Origin of the sequence: Bordetella sp., assembly GCF_051960075.1 — a bacterium.
GTDB lineage: Bacteria > Pseudomonadota > Gammaproteobacteria > Burkholderiales > Burkholderiaceae_B > Bordetella.
This window is the reverse complement of sequence record NZ_JBQCER010000019.1, coordinates 1-25,171: the sequence shown is the minus strand read 5'-3', so window position 1 is coordinate 25,171 and position 25,171 is coordinate 1. Positions and strand designations below refer to the sequence as shown.

22 protein-coding genes are annotated in these 25,171 nt (G+C 64.1%); 8 read left to right on the top strand and 14 right to left on the bottom strand.

Features of this window, described 5'->3' with window-relative positions; genetic code table 11:
• Nucleotides 1-31: 31 nt before the first annotated feature.
• The 4 genes from ACTHJ1_RS02180 (at nucleotide 32) to ACTHJ1_RS02165 (ending at nucleotide 4,016) form a co-directional block, all read left to right on the top strand.
• Nucleotides 32-1,039 (top strand): TRAP transporter substrate-binding protein, encoded by a 1,008-nt coding sequence (locus tag ACTHJ1_RS02180; RefSeq protein ID WP_440186992.1) that lies wholly within the window; start codon nucleotides 32-34, stop codon nucleotides 1,037-1,039.
• Nucleotides 1,036-2,922 carry a TRAP transporter large permease gene (locus tag ACTHJ1_RS02175; RefSeq protein ID WP_440186989.1) on the top strand — a complete coding sequence of 629 codons (1,887 nt, stop codon included), beginning with the start codon at nucleotides 1,036-1,038 and terminating at the stop codon, nucleotides 2,920-2,922. Before ACTHJ1_RS02180 ends, ACTHJ1_RS02175 begins: the two co-directional genes overlap by 4 nt.
• 142 nt (nucleotides 2,923-3,064) lie before the next feature.
• Nucleotides 3,065-3,619, top strand: coding sequence for a DUF296 domain-containing protein (locus tag ACTHJ1_RS02170; RefSeq protein WP_440186986.1), 555 nt, complete (start codon nucleotides 3,065-3,067; stop codon nucleotides 3,617-3,619).
• Nucleotides 3,612-4,016 (top strand): PPC domain-containing DNA-binding protein, encoded by a 405-nt coding sequence (locus ACTHJ1_RS02165; protein ID WP_440186983.1) that lies wholly within the window; start codon nucleotides 3,612-3,614, stop codon nucleotides 4,014-4,016. Before ACTHJ1_RS02170 ends, ACTHJ1_RS02165 begins: the two co-directional genes overlap by 8 nt.
• Before the next feature lie 43 nt (nucleotides 4,017-4,059).
• Here the strand turns inward: ACTHJ1_RS02165 and ACTHJ1_RS02160 are convergent, their stop codons facing one another.
• The 10 genes from ACTHJ1_RS02160 to ACTHJ1_RS02115 form a co-directional block, all read right to left on the bottom strand.
• Nucleotides 4,060-4,932 (bottom strand): PhzF family phenazine biosynthesis protein, encoded by an 873-nt coding sequence (locus tag ACTHJ1_RS02160; protein ID WP_440186980.1) that lies wholly within the window; start codon nucleotides 4,930-4,932, stop codon nucleotides 4,060-4,062.
• 230 nt (nucleotides 4,933-5,162) lie between these two features.
• Entirely contained in the window at nucleotides 5,163-6,560 is a 1,398-nt protein-coding gene (locus ACTHJ1_RS02155) for a 4Fe-4S binding protein (protein ID WP_440186977.1), read from the bottom strand.
• Nucleotides 6,561-6,601: 41 nt separating this feature from the next.
• Nucleotides 6,602-7,456 (bottom strand): FTR1 family iron permease, encoded by an 855-nt coding sequence (locus ACTHJ1_RS02150; RefSeq protein WP_440186974.1) that lies wholly within the window; start codon nucleotides 7,454-7,456, stop codon nucleotides 6,602-6,604.
• 16 nt (nucleotides 7,457-7,472) lie between these two features.
• Nucleotides 7,473-7,805, bottom strand: a complete 333-nt coding sequence (locus tag ACTHJ1_RS02145; RefSeq protein ID WP_440186971.1) for a cupredoxin domain-containing protein — start codon at nucleotides 7,803-7,805, stop codon at nucleotides 7,473-7,475.
• A 2-nt stretch (nucleotides 7,806-7,807) separates the two neighbouring features.
• Nucleotides 7,808-8,356 carry an iron transporter gene (locus ACTHJ1_RS02140; RefSeq protein WP_440186968.1) on the bottom strand — a complete coding sequence of 183 codons (549 nt, stop codon included), beginning with the start codon at nucleotides 8,354-8,356 and terminating at the stop codon, nucleotides 7,808-7,810.
• A gap of 166 nt (nucleotides 8,357-8,522) precedes the next feature.
• A complete protein-coding gene (gene phaR, locus ACTHJ1_RS02135; protein ID WP_440186965.1) occupies nucleotides 8,523-9,089 on the bottom strand; it encodes a polyhydroxyalkanoate synthesis repressor PhaR in 567 nt (188 codons plus the stop codon).
• 95 nt (nucleotides 9,090-9,184) lie between these two features.
• Nucleotides 9,185-9,925: a 3-ketoacyl-ACP reductase gene (locus ACTHJ1_RS02130; RefSeq protein ID WP_440186962.1), complete on the bottom strand. Its 741-nt coding sequence runs from the start codon at nucleotides 9,923-9,925 to the stop codon at nucleotides 9,185-9,187.
• A 90-nt stretch (nucleotides 9,926-10,015) separates the two neighbouring features.
• Entirely contained in the window at nucleotides 10,016-11,620 is a 1,605-nt protein-coding gene (locus ACTHJ1_RS02125; protein ID WP_440186959.1) for a PHA/PHB synthase family protein, read from the bottom strand.
• Nucleotides 11,621-11,769: 149 nt separating this feature from the next.
• On the bottom strand, nucleotides 11,770-12,549 hold the full coding sequence (pgeF, locus tag ACTHJ1_RS02120; RefSeq protein ID WP_440186956.1) for a peptidoglycan editing factor PgeF: 780 nt from the start codon (nucleotides 12,547-12,549) through the stop codon (nucleotides 11,770-11,772).
• Nucleotides 12,550-12,692: 143 nt separating this feature from the next.
• The gene (locus tag ACTHJ1_RS02115) at nucleotides 12,693-13,667 is read right to left on the bottom strand and encodes an RluA family pseudouridine synthase (protein ID WP_440187109.1); all 975 of its coding nucleotides are present in this window, start codon (nucleotides 13,665-13,667) and stop codon (nucleotides 12,693-12,695) included.
• 244 nt (nucleotides 13,668-13,911) lie between these two features.
• On the opposite strand from ACTHJ1_RS02115, the gene ACTHJ1_RS02110 reads away from it, so the two are divergent.
• Nucleotides 13,912-14,673, top strand: coding sequence for an outer membrane protein assembly factor BamD (locus ACTHJ1_RS02110; protein WP_440187106.1), 762 nt, complete (start codon nucleotides 13,912-13,914; stop codon nucleotides 14,671-14,673).
• A gap of 100 nt (nucleotides 14,674-14,773) precedes the next feature.
• Here ACTHJ1_RS02110 and ACTHJ1_RS02105 read toward each other — a convergent pair whose 3' ends face one another.
• Together ACTHJ1_RS02105 and ACTHJ1_RS02100 are read right to left on the bottom strand one after the other, a co-directional pair.
• A complete protein-coding gene (locus ACTHJ1_RS02105; RefSeq protein WP_440186953.1) occupies nucleotides 14,774-16,060 on the bottom strand; it encodes an MFS transporter in 1,287 nt (428 codons plus the stop codon).
• A 73-nt stretch (nucleotides 16,061-16,133) separates the two neighbouring features.
• Entirely contained in the window at nucleotides 16,134-16,631 is a 498-nt protein-coding gene (locus ACTHJ1_RS02100) for a gluconokinase (protein WP_440187104.1), read from the bottom strand.
• A gap of 180 nt (nucleotides 16,632-16,811) precedes the next feature.
• Between ACTHJ1_RS02100 and ACTHJ1_RS02095 the strand changes: the two genes are divergently transcribed.
• Nucleotides 16,812-17,840, top strand: coding sequence for a substrate-binding domain-containing protein (locus tag ACTHJ1_RS02095; protein WP_440186951.1), 1,029 nt, complete (start codon nucleotides 16,812-16,814; stop codon nucleotides 17,838-17,840).
• A gap of 40 nt (nucleotides 17,841-17,880) precedes the next feature.
• On the opposite strand, the gene ACTHJ1_RS02090 is transcribed toward ACTHJ1_RS02095, so the two are convergent.
• Nucleotides 17,881-20,031 (bottom strand): ATP-dependent DNA helicase, encoded by a 2,151-nt coding sequence (locus ACTHJ1_RS02090; protein ID WP_440186948.1) that lies wholly within the window; start codon nucleotides 20,029-20,031, stop codon nucleotides 17,881-17,883.
• A gap of 85 nt (nucleotides 20,032-20,116) precedes the next feature.
• On the opposite strand from ACTHJ1_RS02090, the gene tex reads away from it, so the two are divergent.
• Nucleotides 20,117-22,477, top strand: coding sequence for an RNA-binding transcriptional accessory protein Tex (gene tex / locus ACTHJ1_RS02085; protein WP_440186945.1), 2,361 nt, complete (start codon nucleotides 20,117-20,119; stop codon nucleotides 22,475-22,477).
• Between the two features lie 119 nt (nucleotides 22,478-22,596).
• Here the strand turns inward: tex and ACTHJ1_RS02080 are convergent, their stop codons facing one another.
• Entirely contained in the window at nucleotides 22,597-23,919 is a 1,323-nt protein-coding gene (locus tag ACTHJ1_RS02080) for a tryptophan--tRNA ligase (RefSeq protein WP_440186942.1), read from the bottom strand.
• 223 nt (nucleotides 23,920-24,142) lie between these two features.
• Here ACTHJ1_RS02080 and ACTHJ1_RS02075 point away from each other — a divergent pair.
• The coding region (locus ACTHJ1_RS02075; protein ID WP_440186939.1) for a diguanylate cyclase domain-containing protein at nucleotides 24,143-25,171 on the top strand (1,029 nt) is incomplete at its 3' end.

Below are 25,171 nucleotides of genomic sequence, written 5' to 3'. Positions count from 1 at the left end.
CCCGATACAGGGCACATCATCAGGAGACAGCATGAACCCGACTCGACGCAAACTCATGGCAGGCGGCAGCGCCCTTCTGGCCCTCGCTCCCTTCCAGCGCGCTCTGGCGGCTCCCGAATTTCGCTACAAGTACGCCAACAATCTGCCGCCCGCGCACCCCATGAACCTGCGCGCCAAAGAGGCGGCGGCCAATATCCTGCGCGACACCAAGGGCCGCTTCCAGCTCGACATCTTCCCCAGCAGCCAGCTCGGTTCCGATACCGACACCTTGAGCCAGTTGCGCGCGGGCGCGGTCGAGTTCTTCACCTTGTCGGGCCTGATCCTCTCCACGCTGGTGCCGGCCGCCTCGATCAGCGGCATCGGCTTCGCCTTCCCCAACTACGACACCGTGTGGAAGGCGCTGGACGGCGATCTGGGCGCCTACATCCGTTCCGAAATCCAGGGCAAGGGCCTGGTGGTCATGGACAAGATCTGGGACAACGGCTTCCGTCAGGTCACTACCAGCACCAAACCCATCAACGGCCCGGACGATTTCCACGACCTCAAGATCCGCGTGCCCGTCAGTCCGCTGTGGACCTCCATGTTCAAGGCGCTGGGCGCCGCGCCTGCCAGCATCAACTTCAACGAGGTCTATTCCTCGCTGCAGACCAAGGTCGTCGACGCGCAAGAAAACCCGCTGGCCATCATCGACACTGCCAAGCTCTACGAAGTGCAGAAGTACTGCTCGATGACCAACCACATGTGGGACGGCTTCTGGTTCCTCGGCAACCGCCGCGCCTGGGAAAAGCTGCCCAAGGACATCCAGGCCGTGGTGGCCAAGCACATCAATGCCGCAGGCATCGCCGAGCGCGCCGACGTGGCCGCGCTGGACAAGCAGCTGCAGTCCAAGCTGGCGGGCAAAGGCATGATCTTCAACACGCCTGCACCCGCTCCCATCCGCGACGCGCTGCGCAAGGCCGGCTTCTACACCGAATGGCAGAAAAAGTACGGTGACAAGGCCTGGGCCCTGCTCGAGAAATCCGTCGGAAAACTGTCGTGAGTTTTGCCGCCGAACCCGACGGGTCGGGCCTGCCTCAGGCCCGACCCGGCGGCCACCGTGCCTGGACGACCGCAGCCGACAGGCTGCTGGGCCGTCTTATCGAAATCCCGGCGGCCATCCTGGTGGTCGCCGAGATCGTCATCCTCTTTGCCGGCATTCTTGCGCGCTACGTATTCCGATCGCCGCTGGTCTGGTCAGACGAAATCGCCTCGATCCTCTTTCTATGGCTGGCCATGCTGGGCGCGGTCGTGGCCCTGAGGCGCGGCGAGCATATGCGCATGACGGCCTTCGTCAATCGCGCGTCGCCTCGCACACGCGCCTTCTTCGATCTGGTCGCGGTCGCGGCGGCCCTGGCCTTTCTGCTGCTCATCATCATGCCCAGCTGGGACTACGCCTCGGAAGAGCAGTTCGTCACCACGCCTGCCCTGGGTATTCCGGACATCTGGCGCGCGGCGGCCATGCTGGTCGGCTCGGTGCTCATGCTTGCCCTGACCCTGCTGCGCCTGCTGGACCAGGCCGACTGGCGCGCCACGCTCAAGGCGCTGGCGCTGGTGGCCGTGATCGTGGCGGTGCTCGTCGCCCTGCAGCCCGTGCTGATGGGGCTGGGCAACGTCAACCTGCTCATCTTCTTCGTCGGCGTCGTAGCGGCCACCGTCTTCATCGGCGTGCCCATCGCCTTCGCCTTCGGCCTGGCCACCTTCGGCTATCTGGCGCTGACCACGAACGTGCCCATGATGATCGTGGTCAACCGCATGGACGAAGGCATGTCGCACCTGATTCTGCTGGCCGTGCCGCTGTTCGTCTTCCTGGGTCTGCTGATCGAGATGACCGACATGGCTCGACGCATGGTGGCCTTCCTGGCCAGCCTGCTGGGCCACGTGCGCGGCGGCATGTCCTATGTGCTGGTCGCCGCCATGTACCTGGTGTCGGGCATTTCGGGCGCCAAGGCTGCCGACATGGCCGCGGTAGCGCCCGTGCTGTTCCCCGAAATGAAAAAGCGCGGCGCCGACGAAGGCGAACTGGTCGCGCTGCTTGCGGCCACCGGCGCGCAGACCGAGACCATACCGCCCAGCCTGGTGCTCATCACCATCGGCTCGGTTACGGGCGTGTCGATCACGGCGCTGTTTACCGGCGGCATGCTGCCGGGCCTGGTGCTGGGCCTGATGCTGTGCGCGATGGTGTACCGTCGCTGCAGGCAGGAAGACCTCTCCGGCGTCAAAAAGCCCGACGGCAAGACCATCGCACAGGCTTTCTTCGTGGCACTGCCGGCGCTGGCGCTGCCCTTCGTGATCCGTGCCGCCGTCGTCGAGGGCGTGGCCACGGCCACCGAGGTCTCGACCATCGGTATCGTCTATGCGGCGCTCGTCGGTCTTCTGGTCTATCGGCACTTCGACTTCAAGCGGCTGGGCCCCATGCTGGTGTACACGGCCTCGCTGTCGGGCTGCATCCTGCTCATCATCGGCGCAGCCACCGGCATGGCCTGGGCGCTTACGCAATCGGGCTTCTCGCATCAGTTGGCGAGCATGATGGAGAGCCTGCCGGGCGGCGCGTTTTCCTTCATGGCAGTATCGATCGTGGCCTTCGTCGTGCTGGGCAGCGTGCTAGAGGGCATACCTGCCATCGTGCTCTTCGGCCCCTTGCTGTTTCCCATCGCCAGAGCCATGGGCGTGAACGAGGTGCACTATGCAATGGTGGTGATCCTCTCGATGGGTCTGGGCTTGTTCGCGCCTCCTTTCGGAGTGGGCTATTACGCAGCCTGCGCCATCAGCCGCGTCACCCCCGACAGGGGTATCAAACCGATCATGGGCTATATGGCATCCATCGCGGTCGGCATCGTGATCGTCGCCGCCGTGCCCTGGCTGTCGACCGGCTTTTTGAAGTAGCGATTCAAACCGGTCCTGTCGCGGAGCACCACCCCTCGCACCGCTTCCGGATCACGCAGCGATTCCCGCGTCGGACGGCAATCCCGTCCGACGCGGAAATTCCCGGACCTCCAAAAGAGATCCCGACGAGGAGACAAATCCGATGACCGCGCAACGCTCATCCGTTTTTCCGCGCTCGCGCACCCTGATCCATCCCGGAGCCTTCAATCCGGTGCGCATACAAAGCAGGCTTTCCCAGCGTGCCCGCCACGTCAGGCTGGCGCTGCAACCGGGCACGAGTCTCTTCGACGGCCTTGTGGCCCCGCTCTTGTCCCTGGGAATCCAAAGCGCGTCGATGACCATCCTGGGCGGCTATTTTCGCGCGCTGCAATACTGCGTCGCGCCTCCCGACCCCACGCACGAAGCGGTGATCCGCTACAGCGAACCCATCGATGCCGGCCCCGCATATATGGTCTTCGGCAACGCCACGCTGGGCAAAGACATGACGGGCGGCGCCATCGTCCATTGCCATGCCGCCATCCGCACCGCGCAAGGCGCCTCCAAGGGCGGCCATATCATCACGCAGAGCGCTATCGTGGGGCCACAGCCCGTTTCGGTGCTGGCGACCTCGCTCGACGGATTCGATCTGCGGGTCGCCTTCGACCCCGAAACCAATATTGCGCTGATCCAACCCCTGCAGGAGAGCCATCATGAATGAGGCCGCGGTCGTCGAGTCAGGCGCCATGGGCCGCGTCGCCTATGCGCGCATCGCCCCCAACGAAGACCTGGTACAGGGCGTAGAGAAGCTCTGTCTGGCCGAGGGCTTTCGCAACGCCTTCGTACGCGGGGCGCTGGGCAGCCTGGTGGACGGCTGCCTGGGCACCCTCGACGGCCGTTTCATCCAGGTCAAGGGTCCGGCCGTGGAGATCGTCAGCCTCGCGGGCGAAGTACGTTCCCAGCCTGACGGATCGTTACGCGCCTCGCTGACGGGCGTCATTGCCGATCCCGAAGGCAATGTTTACGGCGGCCCGTTCGTCGCTGGCGGCAACAACGTGTGCATGACCTTCGAGGTCACCCTGGAAGAGTGGCTGCCCGACAAGAAGGCCGCAGCCTGAGAGACAACCGGCGATCACACAAGGCATCGCAAGCGCACCCGCGTCAGGGCAGATGAATCTCACCCTTGCCCAGCGTAATGACGCGTCCGCCTACGCGTATCGTACCGTCTCCGTCCACGTCCAGATAAAGCGAGCACGGCCGCCCGACCTGCTCGCCCTGGCGCACCAGCACGCGGGCCGGGCGCTCATGGCCGCGCGCCAGCAACCAGCCGCCCAGGTTGGCACAGGCCGAGCCCGTGCCCGGATCCTCGTCCACGCCGCCGCCCGCCTTGGTGAAGAAATAACGCGACAGCACCACATCGCGCCCGTCCTGCTTTTCGCCCGTGAACGCAAACACATACGCCGTCTTGCGCTCGAGGCTGCTGACCGGCCACTCTTGTATCCGCCCCGCATCCGGCCGCACACGGCGCACGGCATCGGCGGTTTTCACCGGCACCAGCAATTGGTCCGCACCCGTATCGACCCATAGCGGGGCATCCAGCAGATCGTCCTCGGACAAACCCAGCAGCCCCGCGATGTCGGCAGGCGACTGCACGGGCGCTTGCGTGCGCGGCGCGCCGTCGACGGGCGGCACCAGCGTCCAGATGTCGCCCTGCGCCCGCACCGGCACCAGACCCGCGGCAAACTGCAGCGTCAATGCATCGCCCGCTCCCTGCGAGCCGCGCACGACGTGCGCCGTGCCCAGCGTGGGATGCCCTGCGAAGCGCATCTCGTACCCCGGGGTAAAAACACGCACCCGCGCATCGGCCTGATCGGACGGCAGCACGAATGTCGTCTCGGAAAGATTGAACTGCACCGCCAGATTCTGCATGGCTGCTTCGTCCATGCCGCGCGCATCCTCGAACACGCATAGCGGATTGCCGCCAAAGGTCGATTCGGCGAAGACGTTGACCAGATGAAAGGTATAGGACGGCATGGCGGCTTCTTGTATAAATCAACTAGGACTTGATTTATACAAGAACGGCAGGCATCCCGAGCCGTTCGTCGTATCCACAATGGGGATATGAAGAAAACCTGAGTCGAGGACCCTGGAGGAATCCGAAGCACGGGGCGGCCTGCGTAGCCGCGGGAGCGGCGAGCATCGGAATTGCGCAGGGCAGCCTCGGCGGCTCAATAACGCAAATAGACCCTAAGCAAAAACTCAACTCACCAAACCGCAAAAAACAAAACCCAAGCCGCCACAAACGGCCCCAACCCCGCCGCAAACACCAGCCAGGCCAGGCCACGGCGACCAAGCCCGACTGCCCTCTTACCCAGCACCCGCCAAGCCAGACGCAAAGACCAGCCTATCGCCAGCGCCAGCAAGACAAAGCGCGCAGGATTTACCCACGTCGTTTCCATGCCCTCGTGCTTGAGCAGCGTGATGGTGGTGGCCGACAGCCCCAGGAACACGCCGATGCCGGCGCAAGGAATGAGCGCCTGCGCCAGCGTATGCAAGCCCATGAAGCGGTTCGAAGCGCTCTGCAAAGGCGCCACCGAAGACGCGATCCACAAAGCCAGATAAAGCGAACCGCCCACCACCACCGCGGCGCCCAGGGCAAAGGCCAGGATCAGGCCGCCGTCCAGCCAGGAGAAGACATCGTTGACGTCGGGATAGTGCGTCAGGATGAACCAGGGCGCGTTCTCGGCCAAAGGCCACATGACGTTCCTGTCGATGAGCCATGTGGCGATGATCTGCTTCAGATCGACATACCAGGGACTCGCGCTCCACAAGAAAGCGCCCACGGCGATGCCCATCAGCCCAAGGCAGATCAGCGCCGTCTGCCAGGCATCGGCCTGGGCCACCTCGACGATCTCGGCTTCCGGCGAGCGCGGCAACAGCGCGATAGCGTCCCGGTAGCCGCTGCATCGGCCGCACATATGGCAACCGCTTGCGCCCTTCATGTGACGCAACGGCACCAACGGCGCGCAGTTGACAGGCTGGATGCGGATCATCCGCTGCCCCGAGGACAGCGACTGGCGCCAGGCCTCTTCGCTGACCTTGTAGTGCCAGGGTGCCAGTTTGGCCAGCAGCGAGAACACGCCATTGACCGGACACAGATACTTGCACCAGACGCGCTTGCCGCGGCCGTAGTACCAGCCTATGCCTATTGCCGCGACCGTCGACCCGCCCAGCACGGCCAGCACGGCCCAAGGATATTGATAGACGCTGACGAGCTGCCCGTACACCGTGGTGAGCGCAAAGGCCACGAAAGGCCAGCCGCCCCAGCGCATCCACTTGGGAATGGCATGGCCGCGGCCGTGTTGGCTGGCCCATTCGGTAAGCATGCCTTCGGGGCAAAGCCAGCCGCACCAGGCGCGCCCCAGCAGCGGCATGGACACCAGCACGAAAGGCCACCAGATACCCCAAAAGGCGAACTGCGCCGCGATCGTCAGATTGTTGAACATCGACGCGGCATTGCCCGGCAAAGGCAAAACCGCCGGAATGATCAAGAGGAAAAAGTAAATGCCGACGACGCCCCATTGCAGCTTGCGCAGCAGCGCGGCGTGATCGCGCAAGAAATCGGCGAAGCGGACGCTCGCCCGCCCGATTACGGCAGACATGGATTCAACCCTGGACGCCTGAGCCGCATGCGGCAAACGGATTATTGCGCCACCCGCGCCGCCGACACCCGCGAGGGGCGGCCTGCGCGGCGCAACAGTGTCCAGACCACCAGCCAATAGGCGATCCAGCACAGCAGCGAGCTCAAGGCCGGATAAGCGCGGTAGCCCGCGAAATCGGCCAGTATCTTGCCCAGGCCGGCGCTGTCGCTCAGGAGCCAGGAGCTATCCCAGACCGGGTCCATCAGCGTGGGCATCACACCCAGCGAAATGAGGTGATCCAGCCCGCCCACCAGCAGGGAGCCGGCCAGCAGCAGCAGCAGAATTTCCGTCAATTTGAAAAAGCGCCGCCAAGTGATTAGCTTGCCGCCCAGCTGCAACAGCCAGAAGGTCAGCACCGCCGCGGCAAAGCCGGCCACGCCGCCCAGCACCAGCCTACCCACGGATTCCGCGCCGTTGCCGGCGCTGGCCGCCGAAACCGTGCCGTACAGAAAGACCACCGTCTCGCTGCCCTCGCGCGATACGGCGATCGCCACCAGTGCAAACAACCCCCACCAGTTGTCGCTCGCGATCGAGGTCTTTGCGCCGCTCTCCAATTCGCTCTTGAGCGTACGGCCGTGGCTTTTCATCCACAGCACCATCTGAACCACGAGCAGGCAGGCCGCCAGCGACATGATGCCCTGGAACCACTCCTGCCCGGTATCGCTCAACCATTCGGAGATGCCCAGCAGCACCAGCGCCAGAGCGCCTGCCAGAGCCAGACCGCCCGCCACGCCGCCCCAGAGATAGGGCAGGCCGCGGCGGCCTTCTGGGCTCGTCTTGAGCCAGGAATACAGAATGCCCACGACCAGCAGGGCTTCGACGCATTCGCGCCAGACAATGAAAAGGACCTGTTCCATAAGCGCAACCGAAGAGTTACTTGACCACCAAAGTGCCTTTCACGTTGGAATGAAAGTCATCGAAGAAGGGATATTCTCCGGGTCGCGAGATGGTGATGACGACGAAGGACTGCACCCCCGGACCCAGCACTTTCTCTTTGCGCAGCGGAATGCTTTCGAACTCCACCGGCTCTTTGCTGGCATTGATCAGATTGATCTTGAACCGGCCGGCCGGCACTTCAAGACGCGCCGGCTCGAACGTGCCGTCGGACTTGAAAGTGAGAGTGAAAGTAGGCAGGTCCTCGGCCTGGGCCGCACCCATGCCCAGAAGCCCCACCGCCAGGAGCAAGCCAGCAATCCCGCGACGCATGATCAATACCCGCCCTTTTTGCCGACGCCCGCGTAGGCAAAGTCGTATTCGAGATGGATGGGCTTGAACCAGGGACCCACACCGGTTTCCTTGTCGACGTGGCGGCCGAAATGATTCATGGGGTCAGCCGTGGGAGGCTGCACGTCTACCTTGAGGTGATACTTGCCCGGACCTTCGAGCTTGACGTTGTCCCCGTAGTGCGGGCCGTCGTCGGCCACCATGGGCATGAGCATGCCCTTGACCACCTTGCTGCTGCCGGCTTTCTGCAGTTCGTAGTGGACCACCAGATAAGGCATCCATTCGCCTTCGGGGAAACCGGTCGGGTTGTTGGCAGTGGCGTGGATGTCGGCCTCGAGGTGGATGTCGGAATCTTTGGCCGGACGCATCACGTTGGGCGGATCCATTTCGATGGGCTGCAGGTAGACCGCGCCGAGCTCCATGCCGCCTTGCTGAACCGGCTTGCCGATCGGATATTCGGCCGCGCCGGCGGCGCCGGCAAGACTCAGGCTCAACCCCAACAGGCCCGCCAGGGCCAGAACACGCTTGCTCATATCGGAATTCCTTGTCTACAGAAACGAATTTGGTTCTTGTATTTTATATTAAAAATAAGAACCGTTTTCATTACCTATTAGAAAAAGAGGGTTTTCCAAAGAAACGCGCATAAAAGAAAGGGGCTGAACGCCCCTTTCCGACCGGCCGACTGGCTACCCTGCCCTGTTACTTGCGCCCCCCTTGCGGCCCGCCAGGGGCGAAGGGAAAGCCCGAAAACATCGTTCGGGTTTGATCCTGCATCTGGTCCTGCATCTGCGTGAACAGGTTCTTGCTCTGGTCGATATAGTTGTTGAGCATGTTCTGCAGCGCCGGAGTCTGGCCGCTCATGAGCTGCGCCCAGGCTTCAGGCCCCAGGTTGCTGCCGTACAGGCCCTTGGACTGATCGGCGAAACGTTCCTGGATTTCCATGAAGGCCTGAATATTGCGCTCGAGATAAGACCCCATGACGCCCTGCATGGCGTGTCCGTAGAAGCGGATGATCTGAGCCAGCATGCCCGAAGAGAACATCGGCATGCCGCCGCTTTCTTCTTCGAGAATGATCTGCAGCAGAATGCTGCGGGTCAGATCTTCGCCGCTCTTGGCATCGACCACCTGGAAATCTTCGTTGGCAAGCACGAGCTGCTTGACGTCGGTCAGCGTGATGTAGGTGCTGGTTTGCGTGTCGTACAGCCGACGGTTGGGGTATTTTTTGATCAGGCGCTGGGTGGTAGCGTCCTTGGCTGCTTGCGTCATTCGTTATCCCCGAGGGTGGCTCGGTCTCTTTGAGATGAGAGTTTCAGTTTACGCCCAGGAGCCGTCCATACCGAAACGGCCCCCGAAGTCCTGACCTAACCCATGTGCAGGCCGCCGTTGAGCGAGAAGTCTGCGCCGGTCGAAAAACCCGATTCTTCGGAAGCCAGCCAGGCGGTGATCGAGGCGATTTCCTCGGGCGTGCCCAGGCGCTTGACCGGGATGGTGGCCACGATCTTTTCCAGCACTTCGGGGCGGATGGCACGAACCATGTCGGTGCCGATATAGCCCGGAGAAATCGTATTGACCGTCACGCCCTTGCCGGCGACCTCCTGCGCCAGGGCCATGGTGAACCCATGGATGCCCGCCTTGGCGGTGGAGTAGTTGGTCTGGCCGAACTGGCCTTTCTGCCCGTTCACCGAGCTTATGTTGATGATGCGCCCCCATTGCTTGTCGACCATGCCGTCGATGACCTGCTTGGTGACGTTGAAAAGGCTGTTGAGGTTGGTGTCGATGACGGCACGCCAGTCATCGGCGGTCATTTTGCGAAAAAGCCCGTCGCGCGTGATGCCGGCGTTGTTCACCAGCACGTCCACCTGGCCGTGATCGGCTTTGATTTTTTCAAAGGCCACCACGGTGGAATCCCAATCGGCCACGTTGCCCGCCGAGGCGTGGAAGGTGTAGCCCAGCGCGGCCTGCTCATCGAGCCACTGCTTGTAATTGCGGCTGGGGCCGCAACCTGCCACGACACGAAAGCCGTCCTTGGCCAAGCGCTGGCAGATCGCGGTGCCGATACCGCCCATGCCGCCTGTCACGTATGCCAGTTTGCCGCTGCTCATATGATGTCTCCTTGTTGTTCGGGCTGGGTGCGCCATGCCCTGGGGGTGATGATAGATTGGTTGCGGACCAACCGGCCTTGTCGATGGCTTTTACACGGCGCGCACCTTCACGTAACGTCCCGGCGCCGGCTCGATGGGCTTGTACTGCTTGTTGCCCAGGATCCGGGATGCCTTGACGCGCTTGCCGCCATGCTGACCTAGCCATTTCGTCCAGTCGACCCACCAACTGCCGGGGTGTTCCTCGGCCGTTTCCAGCCATGCATTCGGGTCGCCGGGCATTTTGTCGTCGCCCATCGGGCGGGCCCAGTAGCTGCGCTTGTTGCGCGAGGCCGGATTGACCACGCCGGCGATATGCCCCGAGGCGCCCAGCACGAAGCGCGCAGGACCGCGCAGCACCTGCGTGGAAGCATAGGCGGAGGGCCACGGCACGATGTGGTCTTCGCGCGAGCCGCACAGATAGGCCGGCATGTTCAGCCGGGTGAGATCCAGCGGCACGCCGGCAGCCTGCGCCTTGCCCGGCACCTTCAGATTGTTCTCGAGATAGGTATTGCGGAAGTACCAGGTGAAGAAAGGTCCCGGCAGATTGGTGCTGTCGGAGTTCCAGAACAGCAGATCGAAAGGCGGCGGCGTCTGGCCTTTGAGGTAGTTGCCCACCACGTAGTTCCACACCAGCTCGTTGGGTCGCAAAAAAGAAAACGTGTTGGCCAGGTCGCGCGCGGACATCAGCCCGCCGCGCCCGAGCTGCTGGTCACGGAACGCGGCATGATTTTCGTCGACGAACACGCTCAGCACACCCGTGTCGTGGAAATCGAGCATCGAGGTCAGCAGGGTGAGCGACGCGGCGGGACTCTCGCCTCGCCCATGGGCCAGCGCCAGAGCCGAGGCCAGCATGGTGCCGCCCACGCAAAAACCCAGGGCGTTGACCTGCTTCTGGCCCGTGATGTCACCGGCCACCGAAAGGGCCTGGAGCACGGCATCGTCCAGGTAGTCGGTCCACGTCGCCTGTTCGACGCCGTCGGTATCGCTGGCGAGCGGATTGCGCCACGACACGATGAAGACAGTATGCCCCTGCTCTACCGCGTAGCGCACGAGGGAGTTTTCGGGCTGCAGGTCGAGAATGTAGAACTTGTTGATGTTGGGCGGGATGATCACCAGCGGCCGCTCATACACCGTATCGGTCTGCGGGGCATATTGGATGACCTGCATAAGGCGGTTCTCGAACACCACCTGGCCCGGCGTGCAGGCCAGATTGCGGCCCACTTCGAACTGCGATTCGTCGGTCTGGCTGATGCGGCCCTTCTTGATGTCTTGCAGCAGATTGCTCAAACCCATGGAAAGGGTTTTGCCGGCACTTTCGATGAGGGATTGCTGGACCTCGGGGTTGAAGGCCAGGAAGTTGGCGGGCGACAGCGCATCGACCCACTGCATCGCGGAAAACCGCAGGCGCTCACGCTGGGACTCGCTGACCTGCGCCGAGTCGACCATGCGATTCATGACCTTCGACAAGAGCAGATAGACATGGGCCATCAGCACATGCTGCCCATTGGCGGCCCAGGCCGCACCGGAAAACCGCCTGTCTTTGGGGGGAGTCAGTACGCCGTTCTCGGCCTCGCGGCAAAGACGCTGCCATTCGCGCGAAAAATCGGCCTGGATTTGCGCCAGGATTTCCGGGGCTACGCTGACCGAACCCGGCATTGCGCCAAATTGAGAATTGCCCACACCACACCAGCCTTGACTCTTGTTATCGAATACCTTGAGCCGATGTTGCTGGCCGCGCGCTTAGCTGTCAAGTCAGGGTATACGGAAGGGTCTACCCACCCGGAGAACGGCTTGTCTGCTGGATTTCAGGAAGCTTCCAACCAGGCCAGCAGCGCCATGCGGCCAGTGACGCGATCGCGGCGGTACGAGAAAAAACGGCCTGCATCGCCAACGGTGCACAGGCCGCTCAGAGCCGGCTGTGCAACCCCTGCACGGCGCAAACGCAGGCGCGCCAGGGCCGGCAGATCGGCAAGCCACTTGCCCGCCACGCCTGGCCGTGGCGTGAACAAGGCCAGCGCCTCGGGGCCGTCGGACGCGAAAGCCTGCAGCACATCCTCGCCCACTTCGAAGGCCGTAGGACCGATTCCCGGCCCCACCCAGGCGCGCCAGCCGCGCGCCGAGGGCTGCTTGGCCTGCATGACGCGCAAGGTATTTTCGAGCACGCCGCCCGCAAGACCGCGCCATCCGGCGTGCGCCACGCCCAGTACGCTGCCGCGCTCGTCGCTGACGACCACCGGCAGACAGTCGGCCACCATGATCGCCAGCACGCGACCGGGCCGGATCGTCACGCTGGCGTCGGCAGGCGGCTCGACGGGTTGGGCTGGCGCGTCGGCGTCCACGACGTCTGCGCCATGCACCTGGCGCAGGTATAGCGGCTCGCCCGGCACCGCCGCCCGCACGCGGCGGCGGTTCTCGGCTACGGCCTCGGGCTTGTCGTCGGCGCGCAACCCCAGATTGAGCGTGTCGTGCGGCGCCGCGCCCACACCACCAGCGCGCGTCGTACAAAAGTAGCGCACGCCCGGCCAGTCGGCGCCGGTCACGACCGGCAGACCGCCGATTTCTTTTTCGACGCAGGACCGCTCCAAGTCGAAAACGCCCCCTTGGGGGGCAGCAAGCCCGGTGGGCGCAGCGTGGGGGCTTTGTTCGACGCAGGACCGCTCCAAGTCGAAAACGCCCCCCTGGGGGGCAGCAAGCCCGGAGGGCGTGGCGTGGGGGCTTTTTCCCATGCTTATGAATCCCATCGTATGGCTTCCTGGACGGCGAGCATGTCGTCCGGCAAAGACGATTCGAAAGACAGAGGCGAGCCGCCGGCCGGGTCGTCGAAACGCAGGGCCCTTGCATGCAGCATCTGTCGCGCAGCGCCTGCCAGCGCCCGGCCGCCGTACAGCGTATCTCCCAGCAGCGGGTGGCCCAGACTGGCCATGTGTACGCGGATCTGGTGCGTGCGGCCCGTTTCGAGACGGCAAATAACTTGCGTGACCTGCGCGGGTGCCGTGTGCGGCCCATCGCCCGGCGCTTGGCCACGACGGTCGACGCGATAGTGGGTAATGGCGGGCTTGGGCGCGATGGGCCGATCGACGCTCATGCGCACGGGTACGCGCGCATCGCGCCCCAAAGGGCGATCGACCGTGCCGCAAGTGCTGCCGAACCGGCCGTGCGCCAGCGCAAAATACTCGCGCCCCACCGTGCGCGCCTGCAATTGCCGCACCAGGTGCGTCTGGGCGGTTTCGCTGCGCGCCACCACCATCAGGCCCGAGGTGTCTTTATCCAGACGATGCACGATGCCAGCGCGCGCCACGCGGGCCAATTCAGGGTACCGATACAGGAGACCGTTGAGCAAGGTGCCGTGCCAGTTGCCGGCGCCCGGATGGGTCACCAGGCCGGCAGGCTTGTCGACCACGATCCAGTCTGCGCTGTCAGCCACCACGGTAAAAGCAATGGGCTCCGGTGCGAACGCCAGGCTCTCGGGGCTGGGTTGAACAAGGACTTCGATCCGGTCGGCGGGCCCGACCAGGGTGCGCACCTTGGCCGGCGCGCGATTGACCCGCACGTGGCCGTCTTCGATCCAGCCTTGCAGGCGGCTGCGGGAATGCTCGGGAAGCAGCGCAGCCAGCACCTTGTCGAGCCGGTCGGCGCGCTGCCCGGCAGGCACGATAAGGACGATAGGCTCACCCGCCGTACCCTCGGCCGCGACATCGTCCAGGGCGTCGTCCAGGGGTTCATCCGGGCGAATGCCATCGGGGTCGGCCCCCGTTTCGGAAACGGCCCGCCCATGGGGGTGGCCGGCGGCTATATCAGACATGGAGACAAATCATATAATCCTGCCACATCCTACCATCAAGGAAATACGTCTCGTGATGTCCCTCCCGGCTGATTCTTCGTTCTCCGGCCCGGTTGCCGGCCTGCTGCGCCGCTCCGCGCTCCTTGCCGCTGCCCTGTCGGCCCTGATGCTGATCGGCGGCTGCGCCGGCAGTGGCGACAAACCCGATCCCACCGCCACCTGGACTGTCGAGCAGCTCTACTCCACGGCCAAGGACGACATGGACAACGATCGCTGGAGCGAGGCGCGCACGCATCTCACCGCCGTCGAAAGCCGCTTCCCCTTCGGCGTCTATGCCCAGCAGGCCGAGCTCAGCCTGGCCTACGTCAACTGGAAAGACGGCGAGCGCGATCAGGCGCTGGCCAACGTCGACCGGTTCATGCGCCTTTACCCCGATCACCCAGGCACCGACTACGCGCTCTATCTGAAGGGCTTGATCAACTTCGCGCCGGTCGGCATATTGGGCACCTGGATCTCCGGCCAGGATCCTGCCGAACGCGATCCCAAGGGTCTGCGCGCCTCATATGACGCGTTCGCGGAACTGGTCAAGCGCTTCCCGGACAGCCGCTACGCCAAGGATGCCAAGCAGCGCATGGTATGGCTGGTCAACGCGCTTGCCATGAGCAACGTCTACGTTGCGAGCTACTACTACGAGCACGGCTCTTATCTGGCCGCTGCCAATCGCGCCCAGGTCGTGATCACCGATTTCTCGGGCGTGCCGGCCACCGAGCCTGCGCTCTACATCATGACGCTGGCCTACGGCAAGCTCGGCATGACTCAGCTGCAAAAAGATACCGAGCGCGTGTTCGACAAGAACTACCCCAACAGCAAATACAAAAAAGACGGCCTGGCCCTGCTCAAGACCAAGGCCTGGTGGCAGGTGTTTTGACTCTGCGTTTTTTGTAGCCCACAAAAACAAGAGCCTGCATACATGCAGGCTCTTGTTTTTTGCACGGACGCTTCCAGCCGGTCGGGCTGGAGCTCGCCGATTAATCGCGGTCCGGGATGGCTTCGATCGGCCCCATCACGAAAACGAAGGACACGATGCCTACGACCAGCACGACGCCCGCCACCGCAAAGGCATTGGTGAACGAGTTGGTCGCCCCTACGATGACGCCCGTCACGATGGGCGCCACGATCCCCATCAGGTTGTTGATGAAGTTCATGATGCCGCCGACGGTGCCGACGCCGCCGCGGGGCGCGATCAGCGACGGCAGCGACCAGCCGACCGGCGCGGCAGCGGCCAGGCCGCCCAGCGCGATCGAGATCCACATGATCGACCACACCGGATCGACCGTCTGCGTAGCACCGAACACCGCCAGGCCGAACAGCATGCCCACCACCAATACCGTCTTGCGCACGCGCGTTTCGTTGTTGCCGCGCGAGATCAGGTGGTCAATCAGCCAGCCTCCGACGACCAGGTCCGCCACGGTGGCCACGGCCCAGGGAATGGCCGCGAACTCGGCGGACTTGAGAATGTCCATGTGCATGGTCTTGACCAGATACCCAGGCAGCCAGGTCAAGAACAGATAGAACGAATAGCCGTAGGCGGCGAAGCCGATCGTCAAGCCCCACACTTTGGCTTTGGTCAGCAGATAGCCCAGCATGTTGACGACGCCGACCTGTGTCTGGCCTTCCGGGGTGGCGCCGCCCTGCACGATGTAGTCACGCTCGGCCTGCGACAGTTTGGCGTCCTGGCTGGGATCGCGATACATGAAATAGAACGCCAGGAAGTATGCAAAGCTCAGGATGGCCGTGACGCCGAAGCCCCAGCGCCAGCCCAGCTTCACCACGACGAAGGCGACCAGCGGCACACCGATGACGTTGGAGAATTTGGCGGCGGCATCGAAGATTGCGGTCGCCAGTGCCCGCTCCTTGCGCGGGAACCAGTAACCGGTGGCCTTGGAGCCGACGGGGAATGCCGGCGCTTCGGCAACGCCCAGCATGGCGCGTGCAACGAACACTCCACCGAAGCCGCTGGCCACCGCGGTGATGGCCGAGGCCAACCCCCACAGAAAAGCGCCCCAGCGTCCGATGCGAGTCACGCCGTAGCGATCCAGCAGCATGCCCGCGGGCACTTGCAACAGCGCGTAGGGCCAGAAAAAGGCGCTGAACAGAACGCCCAGCTCTGCCGGGCTGAGCTTGAATGCCTCGGTAAGCTGAGGGCCGGCGACCGAGATATTGATGCGGTCGAAGTAGTTGATGAGTATGCCTATGCCGAGCAAAACCCCGATTGCCCAGCGTCTTTTGGGTATGGCCTTTCCTGTCGTCGTCATGGTCTCCTCCTGATATTGTTGATTGACCACCTGTTCACAACCACGCCATCGCGAGATGGCGCTCGTTATTTTTTCAATCGGCCTGCGCCTGAGGCTGGGCGTACCACTGCGCCACTTGCTCGGCGATCGCCTCTACCGGCAGCAAAGCATCGACGGCCAGCACCAGCGCCTCGCCCGTCGGCGGCTCCAGATCGGCGAACTGGCTTGCCACCAGCGAGCCTGGCATGAAATGACCGATGCGCTGCGCTACGCGCTTGAGTGCTTCGTGCTCGGGCAAGTCCAGAAAGACGAAACCCAGATTCGTCACACCGGCGCGCAGGCGATCCCGATAGCGGCGCTTGAGCGCAGAACACGCCAGCACGGCGCGTTCGCCGCCGCGCTCCGCGTGCGTCAGCTCCAGGGCCAGCCGATCAAGCCAGCCGGCCCGGTCTTCGTCGGTAAGCGCAATGCCTTGGCGCATTTTGTCCACGTTGGCTTGCGGATGAAACGCGTCGCCCTCGATCAGGCGCCCGCCCAAGCGGGCAACGATGGCTTGCGCAACACTGGTCTTGCCGCAACCCGCGACGCCCATTACTACCAAGCCTGAAAGTTTTCCGCTCTTCACACTCGTTCTCAAAAAGCAAAGATAGCGCTATCTTTAAAAACCGAAAAACAGCAGCCTGTTTGGCTGCCGTGGAAGTGTCGGAAGCGTACTTGCCGAATGAATGCAAGCATTGCTTCGCTACAAAGATAGCGCTATCCTGCATCACTCATGACAACTTCGAAATCCAGGAAAACCCGCAGTACGGGACTCCCGACGCTGGCGCAGGTGGCGCATCTGGCTGGCGTAAGCACAATCACGGCCTCGCGCGCGCTGCGCGGACTGAGCACGGTCGGGCCGGAATATGTCGAGCGCGTCAAACAGGCCGCGCAGGAGTTGAACTACGTCGCCAACCCTGCTGCGCGCGCGCTGGCGTCGGCCCGCAGCGCCGCGGTGGCGGTGCTGATTCCGTCGCTGTCGAACACCGTATTCGTCGACACGCTCGAAGCCATCCATGAGGTGCTCAGGCCGCGCAGCCTGGAGATGCTCATCGGCAACACGCATTATTCCCGCGATGCGGAAGAGCACTTGATTCGCCATTACCTGGCCTCGCCGCCCAGCGGGATGCTCGTCACGGGCTTTGACCGCGGCGAGTCCGCACAGCGCCTGATCGACGCCAGCACGGTGCCTTGCGTATACATGATGGAGCTCACCGATACGCCGGGCATGCATTGTGTGGGGCTCTCTCAAACGCGGGCGGGCGCCGCTGCCGCCAGGCATCTGATCGCGCGCGGCTGCCGCCGCAACGCGTTCGTGGCCGCGCAACTCGACCCTCGCATGCTGCAGCGGGGCGAAGGCTTTCGCGATGTGCTGCGCGCGGGCGGACTTTACGATGCCGATCTCGAAGTCTTCACGGAATCGCCCTCCAGCATCGGCCTGGGCGGAACGTTGCTGCGCCAGCTGATCACGCGCCGCCCGGATGTGGATGGCATTTTTTTCGGCAACGATGACTTGGCGCAAGGTGCGCTGTTCGAAGCCCGGCGTATGGGCATCGAGGTGCCTGGACGCGTGGCCGTCGTAGGATTCAACGACCTGGCGGGCGCTGCCGACTGCGTGCCGCGCCTGACTACCCTACGCACCCCGCGCGCAGAAATAGGCCGCACCGCCGCTCGCCTGCTGCTGTCCTTGATGGACGGCGAGAAGATCGAGACGCCGGCGATCGACCTGGGATTTGAACTGGTGGTTCGGGAGAGCGCTTAGCGCTTTGCCCCGCGCCAGCGGGAACGATGACCTGGTAACACTAAACGCCCGCCGTTTGCGCGCGACGCACATAGAACGCCAGCGCCTCGTCCATGCTGCGCGTGCGCGCGAAAGGCGGCAGGCCGCGCCACAGGCGCTTGCCGTAGGGCTTTTCCACCAGACGCGCATCGCCCACCATCAGCACCCCCCAGTCCTGCTCGGTACGGATCAGGCGGCCCGCGCCTTGCTTCAAGGCGAGCGCCGCTTCGGGCAGCTGATATTCGGCGAACGGGTTGCCGCCCTGCGCGCGGCAGGCGCGCAGGCGCGCTTCGATCACAGGATCGTCGGGCGGCGCGAAAGGCAGCTTGTCGATCGCCACCAGCGTCAGGATTTCTCCCGGCAGGTCTATGCCCTCCCAAAAACTTGCGCTGCCTACGAGCACGGGATGATCCAGCCTGACGAAGCGATCGAGCAGCTCGCGACGCGTGGCATCGCCCTGGCGCAGCAATGGCCATTCGTGGCCCGCCTGCCCGAACGCATCGGCCAGGCCTTGGGCTACGCGCTCGACCGCCCGTAATGTCGTGCAAAGCACCAAGGCGCCTCCCGGGCTGGCCTCGAGCAGCGGCATCAAGTTCTGCACGAAACGCTCGGTGAACTGCGGCGACTGCGGTTCGGGCATACCCTGAGGCACGAACAACAGGGCTTGAGAAGCATAGTCAAAGGGCGATTCCCAACGCGCCGTCAACGCGTCTTGCAGGCCGAGTTGCGCGGTAAAGTGATTGAAATCGCCGTGGACCGACAAAGTGGCCGAGGTCAGCACCCAGGCCTGCTCCGGTTTGCGATATCGAGAAAAAGCCTGTGCCACCGACAGCGGCGCGGCATGCAGGCGCACATGATGCAGGCCCTGCTCGACCCAGCGCACCATCGGGCCTTGCGACGCTTGCGACGCCAAGCCGAAAGCGGCGGAGACATCGAGGTGAGCGTCGTGGCCGGCTGTCTGCGCATCGGTGCGCACCGCGACTGACACCGCATCGTCAGCCGCATCCGAGATGTCGTTCGCGGGCGCATTGGCATCGGTGCCCCACCCGGCTTCCAAGGGCTGCGGCGGCGCATTTCCGTCGCGTCCGGGCACGGCCCAACGCGCCAGGCGCGCGCTCAATTCCGCGCCCTGCCGGCCGGCGGACATCAGATCGGGATGTTTCTCGGCCACCCCGAGCAAGGCGCGCACGGAGGCATCCAGGACCTCGCGCAGGCGCGCGAGCGCCGCGTCGAACGCCCCGGGCTCGGGCATGGCCTCGAAAGTCGCCTTGCGTCCCGGCATGCGTTCCAGCGGCGCGCAGGCCAGGCGCAATTCGCGCGCGGCGGTCTCCAGCTGGCGCGAGACCTCGCCCCAGCTTGCCGCCTCGCGCGCATAGGCGAGACCTGCCGCTTCCATGGCGCGACCGAAGTCCATCAATTGATGCGTGGAGACGCTGCTTCCAAGAAAGCGCGTGGCGGTGTCGGGCAGTTGATGCGCTTCATCGAAGATCACGGTGTCGGCTTCGGGAAGAAGATCGGTCACGCCTTCTTCGCGCAGCACCAGATCGGCCATGAACAAGGCATGGTTGACTACCACCACGTCGGCCTCCTGCGCCTGCCGGCGCGCCTTGACCACGAAGCAGTCGCGAATGCGCGGGCAGTCCTGGCCCAGGCAGTTCTCTCGCGTGGAGGTCACGCGCTGCCAGATGTCGGCGTCTTCCGGCACGTCGCCCAGATCGGCCCGGTCGCCGGTCTTGGAAATACCGGCAAAGAGCTGGATCTTGCGCAGCTGAGCGATCTCGGAGCGCGATTTCAGCGCACGGTCGTCGCCCTGCAGGCGATCCAGATGATAGTGGCAGACGTAGTTGCCCCGGCCCTTGAGCAGGGCCACCGACACCGGCGCAGCCAGGGCAGCGCGCACGCGCGGCAGGTCGCGGCCGTAGAGCTGGTCCTGCAAGGTACGCGTGCCGGTGGAAATGAGCACCTTGCCGCCTTGCACGATGGCCGGCACAAGGTAGGCCCAGGTCTTGCCGATGCCTGTGCCGGCCTCGGCCACCAGCGTGCCGCGCTCGCGGATGGCGCGACCTATGGCCTCGGCCAGCTCGACTTGCGCCGGCCGGGAGCGGTAGCCGGGCAGCGCGCGCGCCAAGGGACCTTGCTCGGAGAAATAGTCGGCGATATCGGTATCGAACATGAAGATCATGATACCCGCAGAGCCCCGAGACCCTGCCCGGGGGTATGGCAAAATCCTCCTTTCTCCGCATTTTTAAGCATTTCCAATGTCTCTTGCTTCCCCTGCCGTATCCGCCGTCGACCCTGCCCGCATCATCGCCCAACTGGCGACCGAGCTGAACGCGCGCCCCGCCCAGGTGGCCGCCGCCGTGGCGCTGCTGGACGATGGCGCCACCGTGCCTTTCATTGCCCGCTACCGCAAGGAAGCCACCGGCGGCCTGGACGACACCGTGCTGCGCGAACTGGAAGTGCGCCTGGCCTATTTGCGCGAGCTCGAATCGCGCCGCCTGGCCATCCTCGAATCGATCGAACAGCAAGGCAAGCTCACCCCCGAACTGCAACGGGAAATCGCCTCGGCCGACACCAAACAACGGCTGGAAGATCTCTACGCACCCTACAAACCCAAGCGCCGCACGCGCGCCCAGATCGCGCGCGAAGCCGGCCTGGAGCCGCTGGCCGATGCCATCCTGGCCGATCCCGCCTGCGATCCGGCTGCGCTGGCCGCGCAGTACCTGAATCCCGAGGCTTCGATCACCGATGCCAAAGCGGCGCTGGATGGCGCGCGCGACATCCTGGCCGAGCGCTACGCCGAAAATGCCGACCTGCTGGCCGACATGCGCGAGCACCTCTGGCAAACCGGCGTGCTGTACTCCAAGGTGTCCGAAGGCAAGGAAGCCGAAGGCGCGAATTTTCGCGACTGGTTCGACTTCAACGAACCGCTGCGTACCCTGCCTTCACACCGCGTGCTGGCACTGCTGCGCGGCCGCCAGCAAGGCGTACTGGAATTGCGCGTTGGCCTTCAGGCCGAACTGGAAGCCGAGAAGCCTCACCCTTGCGTGGCGCGCATCGCCTCCTTCCTCAAGCTGGGCAAGGTGTTCGCGCTGGACGCCACGCCGCGTTCGCTCTGGCTGGGCGAAGTCTGCCGCTGGACTTGGCGCGTGAAGCTGCTCACGGCCTTCGAAAGCGAATTCTTCGGCAAGCTGCGCGACGAGGCGGAGGCGGAAGCCATCCGCGTCTTCGCCGCCAACCTCAAGGATCTGCTGCTGGCAGCGCCCGCCGGCCCCAAGGCCGTGCTGGGCCTGGACCCGGGCATACGCACCGGCTGCAAGATCGCCGTCATCGACGCTACCGGCAAGGTGGTCGACACCACTACTGTCTATCCCTTCGAGCCGCGCCGCGACGTTGAAGGCGCCATCAACACGCTGGCCGCGCTGTGCGCCCGCCACAAGGTGGACCTGGTCGCCATCGGCAACGGCACCGCCTCGCGCGAAAGCGAAAAGCTGGTGGGCGAGATGATGGCGCGATTCAAAGACCTCAAGCTCACGCGGGTGGTCGTGTCCGAAGCCGGCGCTTCGGTGTATTCGGCTTCGGAAACCGCCGCCGCCGAGTTCCCCGACCTGGACGTGACCCTGCGCGGCGCCGTGTCCATCGCCCGTCGTCTGCAGGATCCTCTGGCCGACCTGGTGAAGATCGATCCCAAGGCCATCGGCGTGGGGCAGTATCAGCACGATCTGAACCAGCGCGAGCTGGCCCGCTCGCTGGACGCCGTGGTCGAAGACTGTGTGAACGCCGTGGGCGTGGACGTGAACACGGCATCGGCCGCACTGCTGGCGCGCGTCTCGGGTCTGAACGCATTGCTGGCCAAGAACATCGTGGCCTGGCGCGACGAACGCGGCGCATTCCCCACGCGCGCGGCGCTACGCGATGTGCCGCGTTTCGGCGACAAGGCTTTCGAACAAGCCGCGGGTTTTCTGCGCATTCCCAACGGAGCGAATCCGCTCGACGCGTCGGCCGTGCACCCGGAAGCCTATCCAGTGGTCGAGCGCATCGTGGCCCGTGTCCAGAAAGAAATGAAGCAGATCATCGGTCAGCGCGTAGCGCTCAAGGGTGTCTCGCCGGCCGACTTCACCGATGAGCGCTTTGGCCTGCCCACGGTGCGCGACATCTTCAACGAGCTGGAAAAACCGGGCCGCGATCCGCGTCCCGAGTTCAAGACCGCGCAGTTCAAGGAGGGCGTCGAAACGCTCAAGGACCTCGTGCCCGGCATGGTGCTCGAGGGCGTGGTGACCAACGTGGCCAACTTCGGCGCCTTCGTCGACGTGGGTGTGCACCAGGACGGTCTGGTACACATCTCGGCCCTGTCCGAGAAATTCGTCAAGGATCCGCGCGACGTAGTGCGCGTCGGACAGACCGTGACGGTAAAGGTGCAGGAAGTCGACGTGGCCCGCCAGCGCGTAGCCTTGACCATGCGGCTGAACGACGCCGCAGAGCCCGCACGGCGCGGCGCGGGCGGCGACGCTGCCGCGCGCGGCGGCCAGGGCGGTCAACGTCGGCCGCAAGGCGATGCGGGCAGAGGGGCTCCCGGGAACAGCGCCATGGCCGACGCCTTCGCCAAGCTCAGGCGCTGAGGGAGTTGGATCCCGGCATTGCAGTCGGGCGACTCGGCGTTGCAGTCGCGCGGCTCAGCGAGCATCCGAACTGGCGTCGCAGCCCGGACCGGCAAGCCGGCACGCTTCAGCTTCGAAAATCAATCGCCGATCAGCGAATCCAGCGCAGCCTGCGCAGCCTCGATCGCGGCGCCCGGCGCCGACGCAGCCACCGTTGCTCCGTCGAGCAGGGCCGCAAAGCCATCGGCCTGGACTTGCAGTGTCGCCTCAGACGGCAGACGCTTCATCGCCGCTCCCGCCAGCTTGGCATCGGCGTACGGAATCGACGTCAGAAGTTCGTTGCCGTCGGCCGCCATTAAACGAAAGCGGAAGCTGCCGTCTTTTTCGCGGAAACTCACGAAGCGTGCCCCTTTGGAGGCCTTCTCGGCTTTGACCGCTTTTTTTACGACGCCGGCGTTCAAATTGCGCAGACCCACGGCCTCGCGCAAGCGCTCGATGGCCGGCGTGGCGAGCTTGCGTGCCTTGGCGGCGCCCGCCATCAGAATCTCTTCCAGCCTGGCCGGGTTGGCGATCAATGCGTCGTAGCGTTCGCGCATGGGGGCGAGTTCGCCCTCCAGCTTCTCGTACAGCGCCTGCTTGGCGTCGCCCCAGCCCATACCCGCTTCCAACCGACTGCGGAAGGCCTCGCTCTCGGCCGTGGTGGCGAACGCGCGATAGAGCGTGTAAAGATGCGAGCTTTCCGCGTCCTTGGGCTCGCCCGGCTGCTTCGAGTCTGTCACGATGCGCATGATGGCTGCACGCAGCGCCGCAGCGCCGCCTTCGAACAGCGGAATGGTGTTGTTGTAACTCTTGGACATCTTGCGCCCGTCCAGGCCGGGCAGCGTGGCCACGTCTTCTTCGATCTGCACTTCGGGCAAAACGAAGAAATCGCCGCCGTAAAGGCGATTGAAGCGGTCCGCAATATCGCGCGCCATTTCCAGATGCTGCACCTGATCGCGGCCCACGGGCACTTTGTGCGCGTTGAACATCACGATGTCGGCAGCCATCAGGATGGGATACGAGAAAAGACCCATGGTGACGCCGTCGTCCGGATCGACGCCCTTTTCCGCATTGGCATCCACCGACGCCTTGTAGGCGTGCGCGCGGTTCATCAAGCCCTTGGGCGTAACGCAGGTCAGGAGCCAGGTCAGCTCGGGAATCTCGAGAATGTCGGATTGCCGGTAGAAGGTCACGCGCTCCGGATCCAGGCCGCAGGCCAGCCAGGTCGCCGCCAACTCCAGGCGTGAGCGCGCCACGCGGGCAGGATCGTCGCACTTGATGAGGGCGTGATAGTCGGCCAGAAAAAAGAAGGCATCCACGCCGGATTGCGTGCTGGCTCGCACCGCGGGACGGATGGCGCCGGCATAATTGCCCAGGTGAGGCGTGCCGGTAGTGGTGATGCCTGTGAGAACGCGGGTATTCATGAAGGCGTGCGAAATGAGCGAGAGAATGCGCGCAAGTTTAACGCGCCCGGACCGATCCGGGCCGATGCCGCCAGGATCGAAGACCGACTACGCTAAGATAGACGGCGCGTTCCCGCCGGGCGCGCGCCTGAACAACTAGCAAGATCTCGCTTCGGACATGCAGCCCCGCTTTCTCCCTGAAAAAGAAAGGTCTCAGTACACGCGCCATCTTTATCTTTTTGTCATGGCGTTCGTGCTCGGCTGGCTGGGCGCCCATACCCGCATCTCGGCGCTGAACCTGTCCGTGTTCTGGCCCGCCAACGTCGTCGCGGCCGCGCTGATCCACCGCATGGGTCTGGCCCGCAGGCCGACGGGCTACATCGCCACTTACGCAGGCCTGGTGCTGCAGGATTACCTGCATTGGGGCTTGAGCCTACCCACGCTGATGTTCAACGCGGCCAACCTCGCCTTCGTCGTCGTTCTGGCCCCATGGCTTTCCCGGGTCAAAGCCGTCCGGTACGGACAGAACGATTTCGCCGCATTTCTCCATATGGTCCTGGCCTGCCTGGCCGCCTCGGCCGCCTGCGCCGCGGTGGGCGGGCCGTCGCAGCAGGCTACGCAATACGCCTACGACCATCTGGGACAAGCCTTGTTCGGCTGGTTCACCGAACAGTTCTACACATCGATACTATGCCTGCCCTTTCTGCTGAGCCTGTTCAGCGGCGCGGTGCGCATCGAACACCCGATCTGGCCGTCATGGCGCAACACGCTGCCGATTCTGTCCTTGCTGATCACGATCGGCATGAGCCTGTCGATCGGGCCGTTTCTCATTCTGATGCTGGTATTGCCGGCGCTGACCTGGTGCGCCATTTCTTATCCGCTGTGGCTGGTGCAGCTCATCACCCTGATCACCGGCTGCGTGCAGTTGATCATCGCCGCGATCCACGTTCCCAACCTCGTCGCACTGTGGGGCCATAGCCTTCCCTACCTGCTTTCCCTGCTGCGTCTGGCCATCGCCGCAGCGATTCTCAGCCCGCTGCTCATCGCCATCAATATGGGCACCATACGCAAGCTCAACCTCAAGCTCAGGCAGCAGGCCAGCTACGACTTTCTGACCAGCGCTTTGTCGCGTTTCGGCCTGACCGATGCGCTGAACAAGTATGCCTTGCAGCGCGCCTACCGCGTTTCCTGCGTCAACATCATGCTTATCGACGTCGACCACTTCACGAAAATCAACGACAGTTTCGGCCACGTCTGCGGCGACCAGGTACTC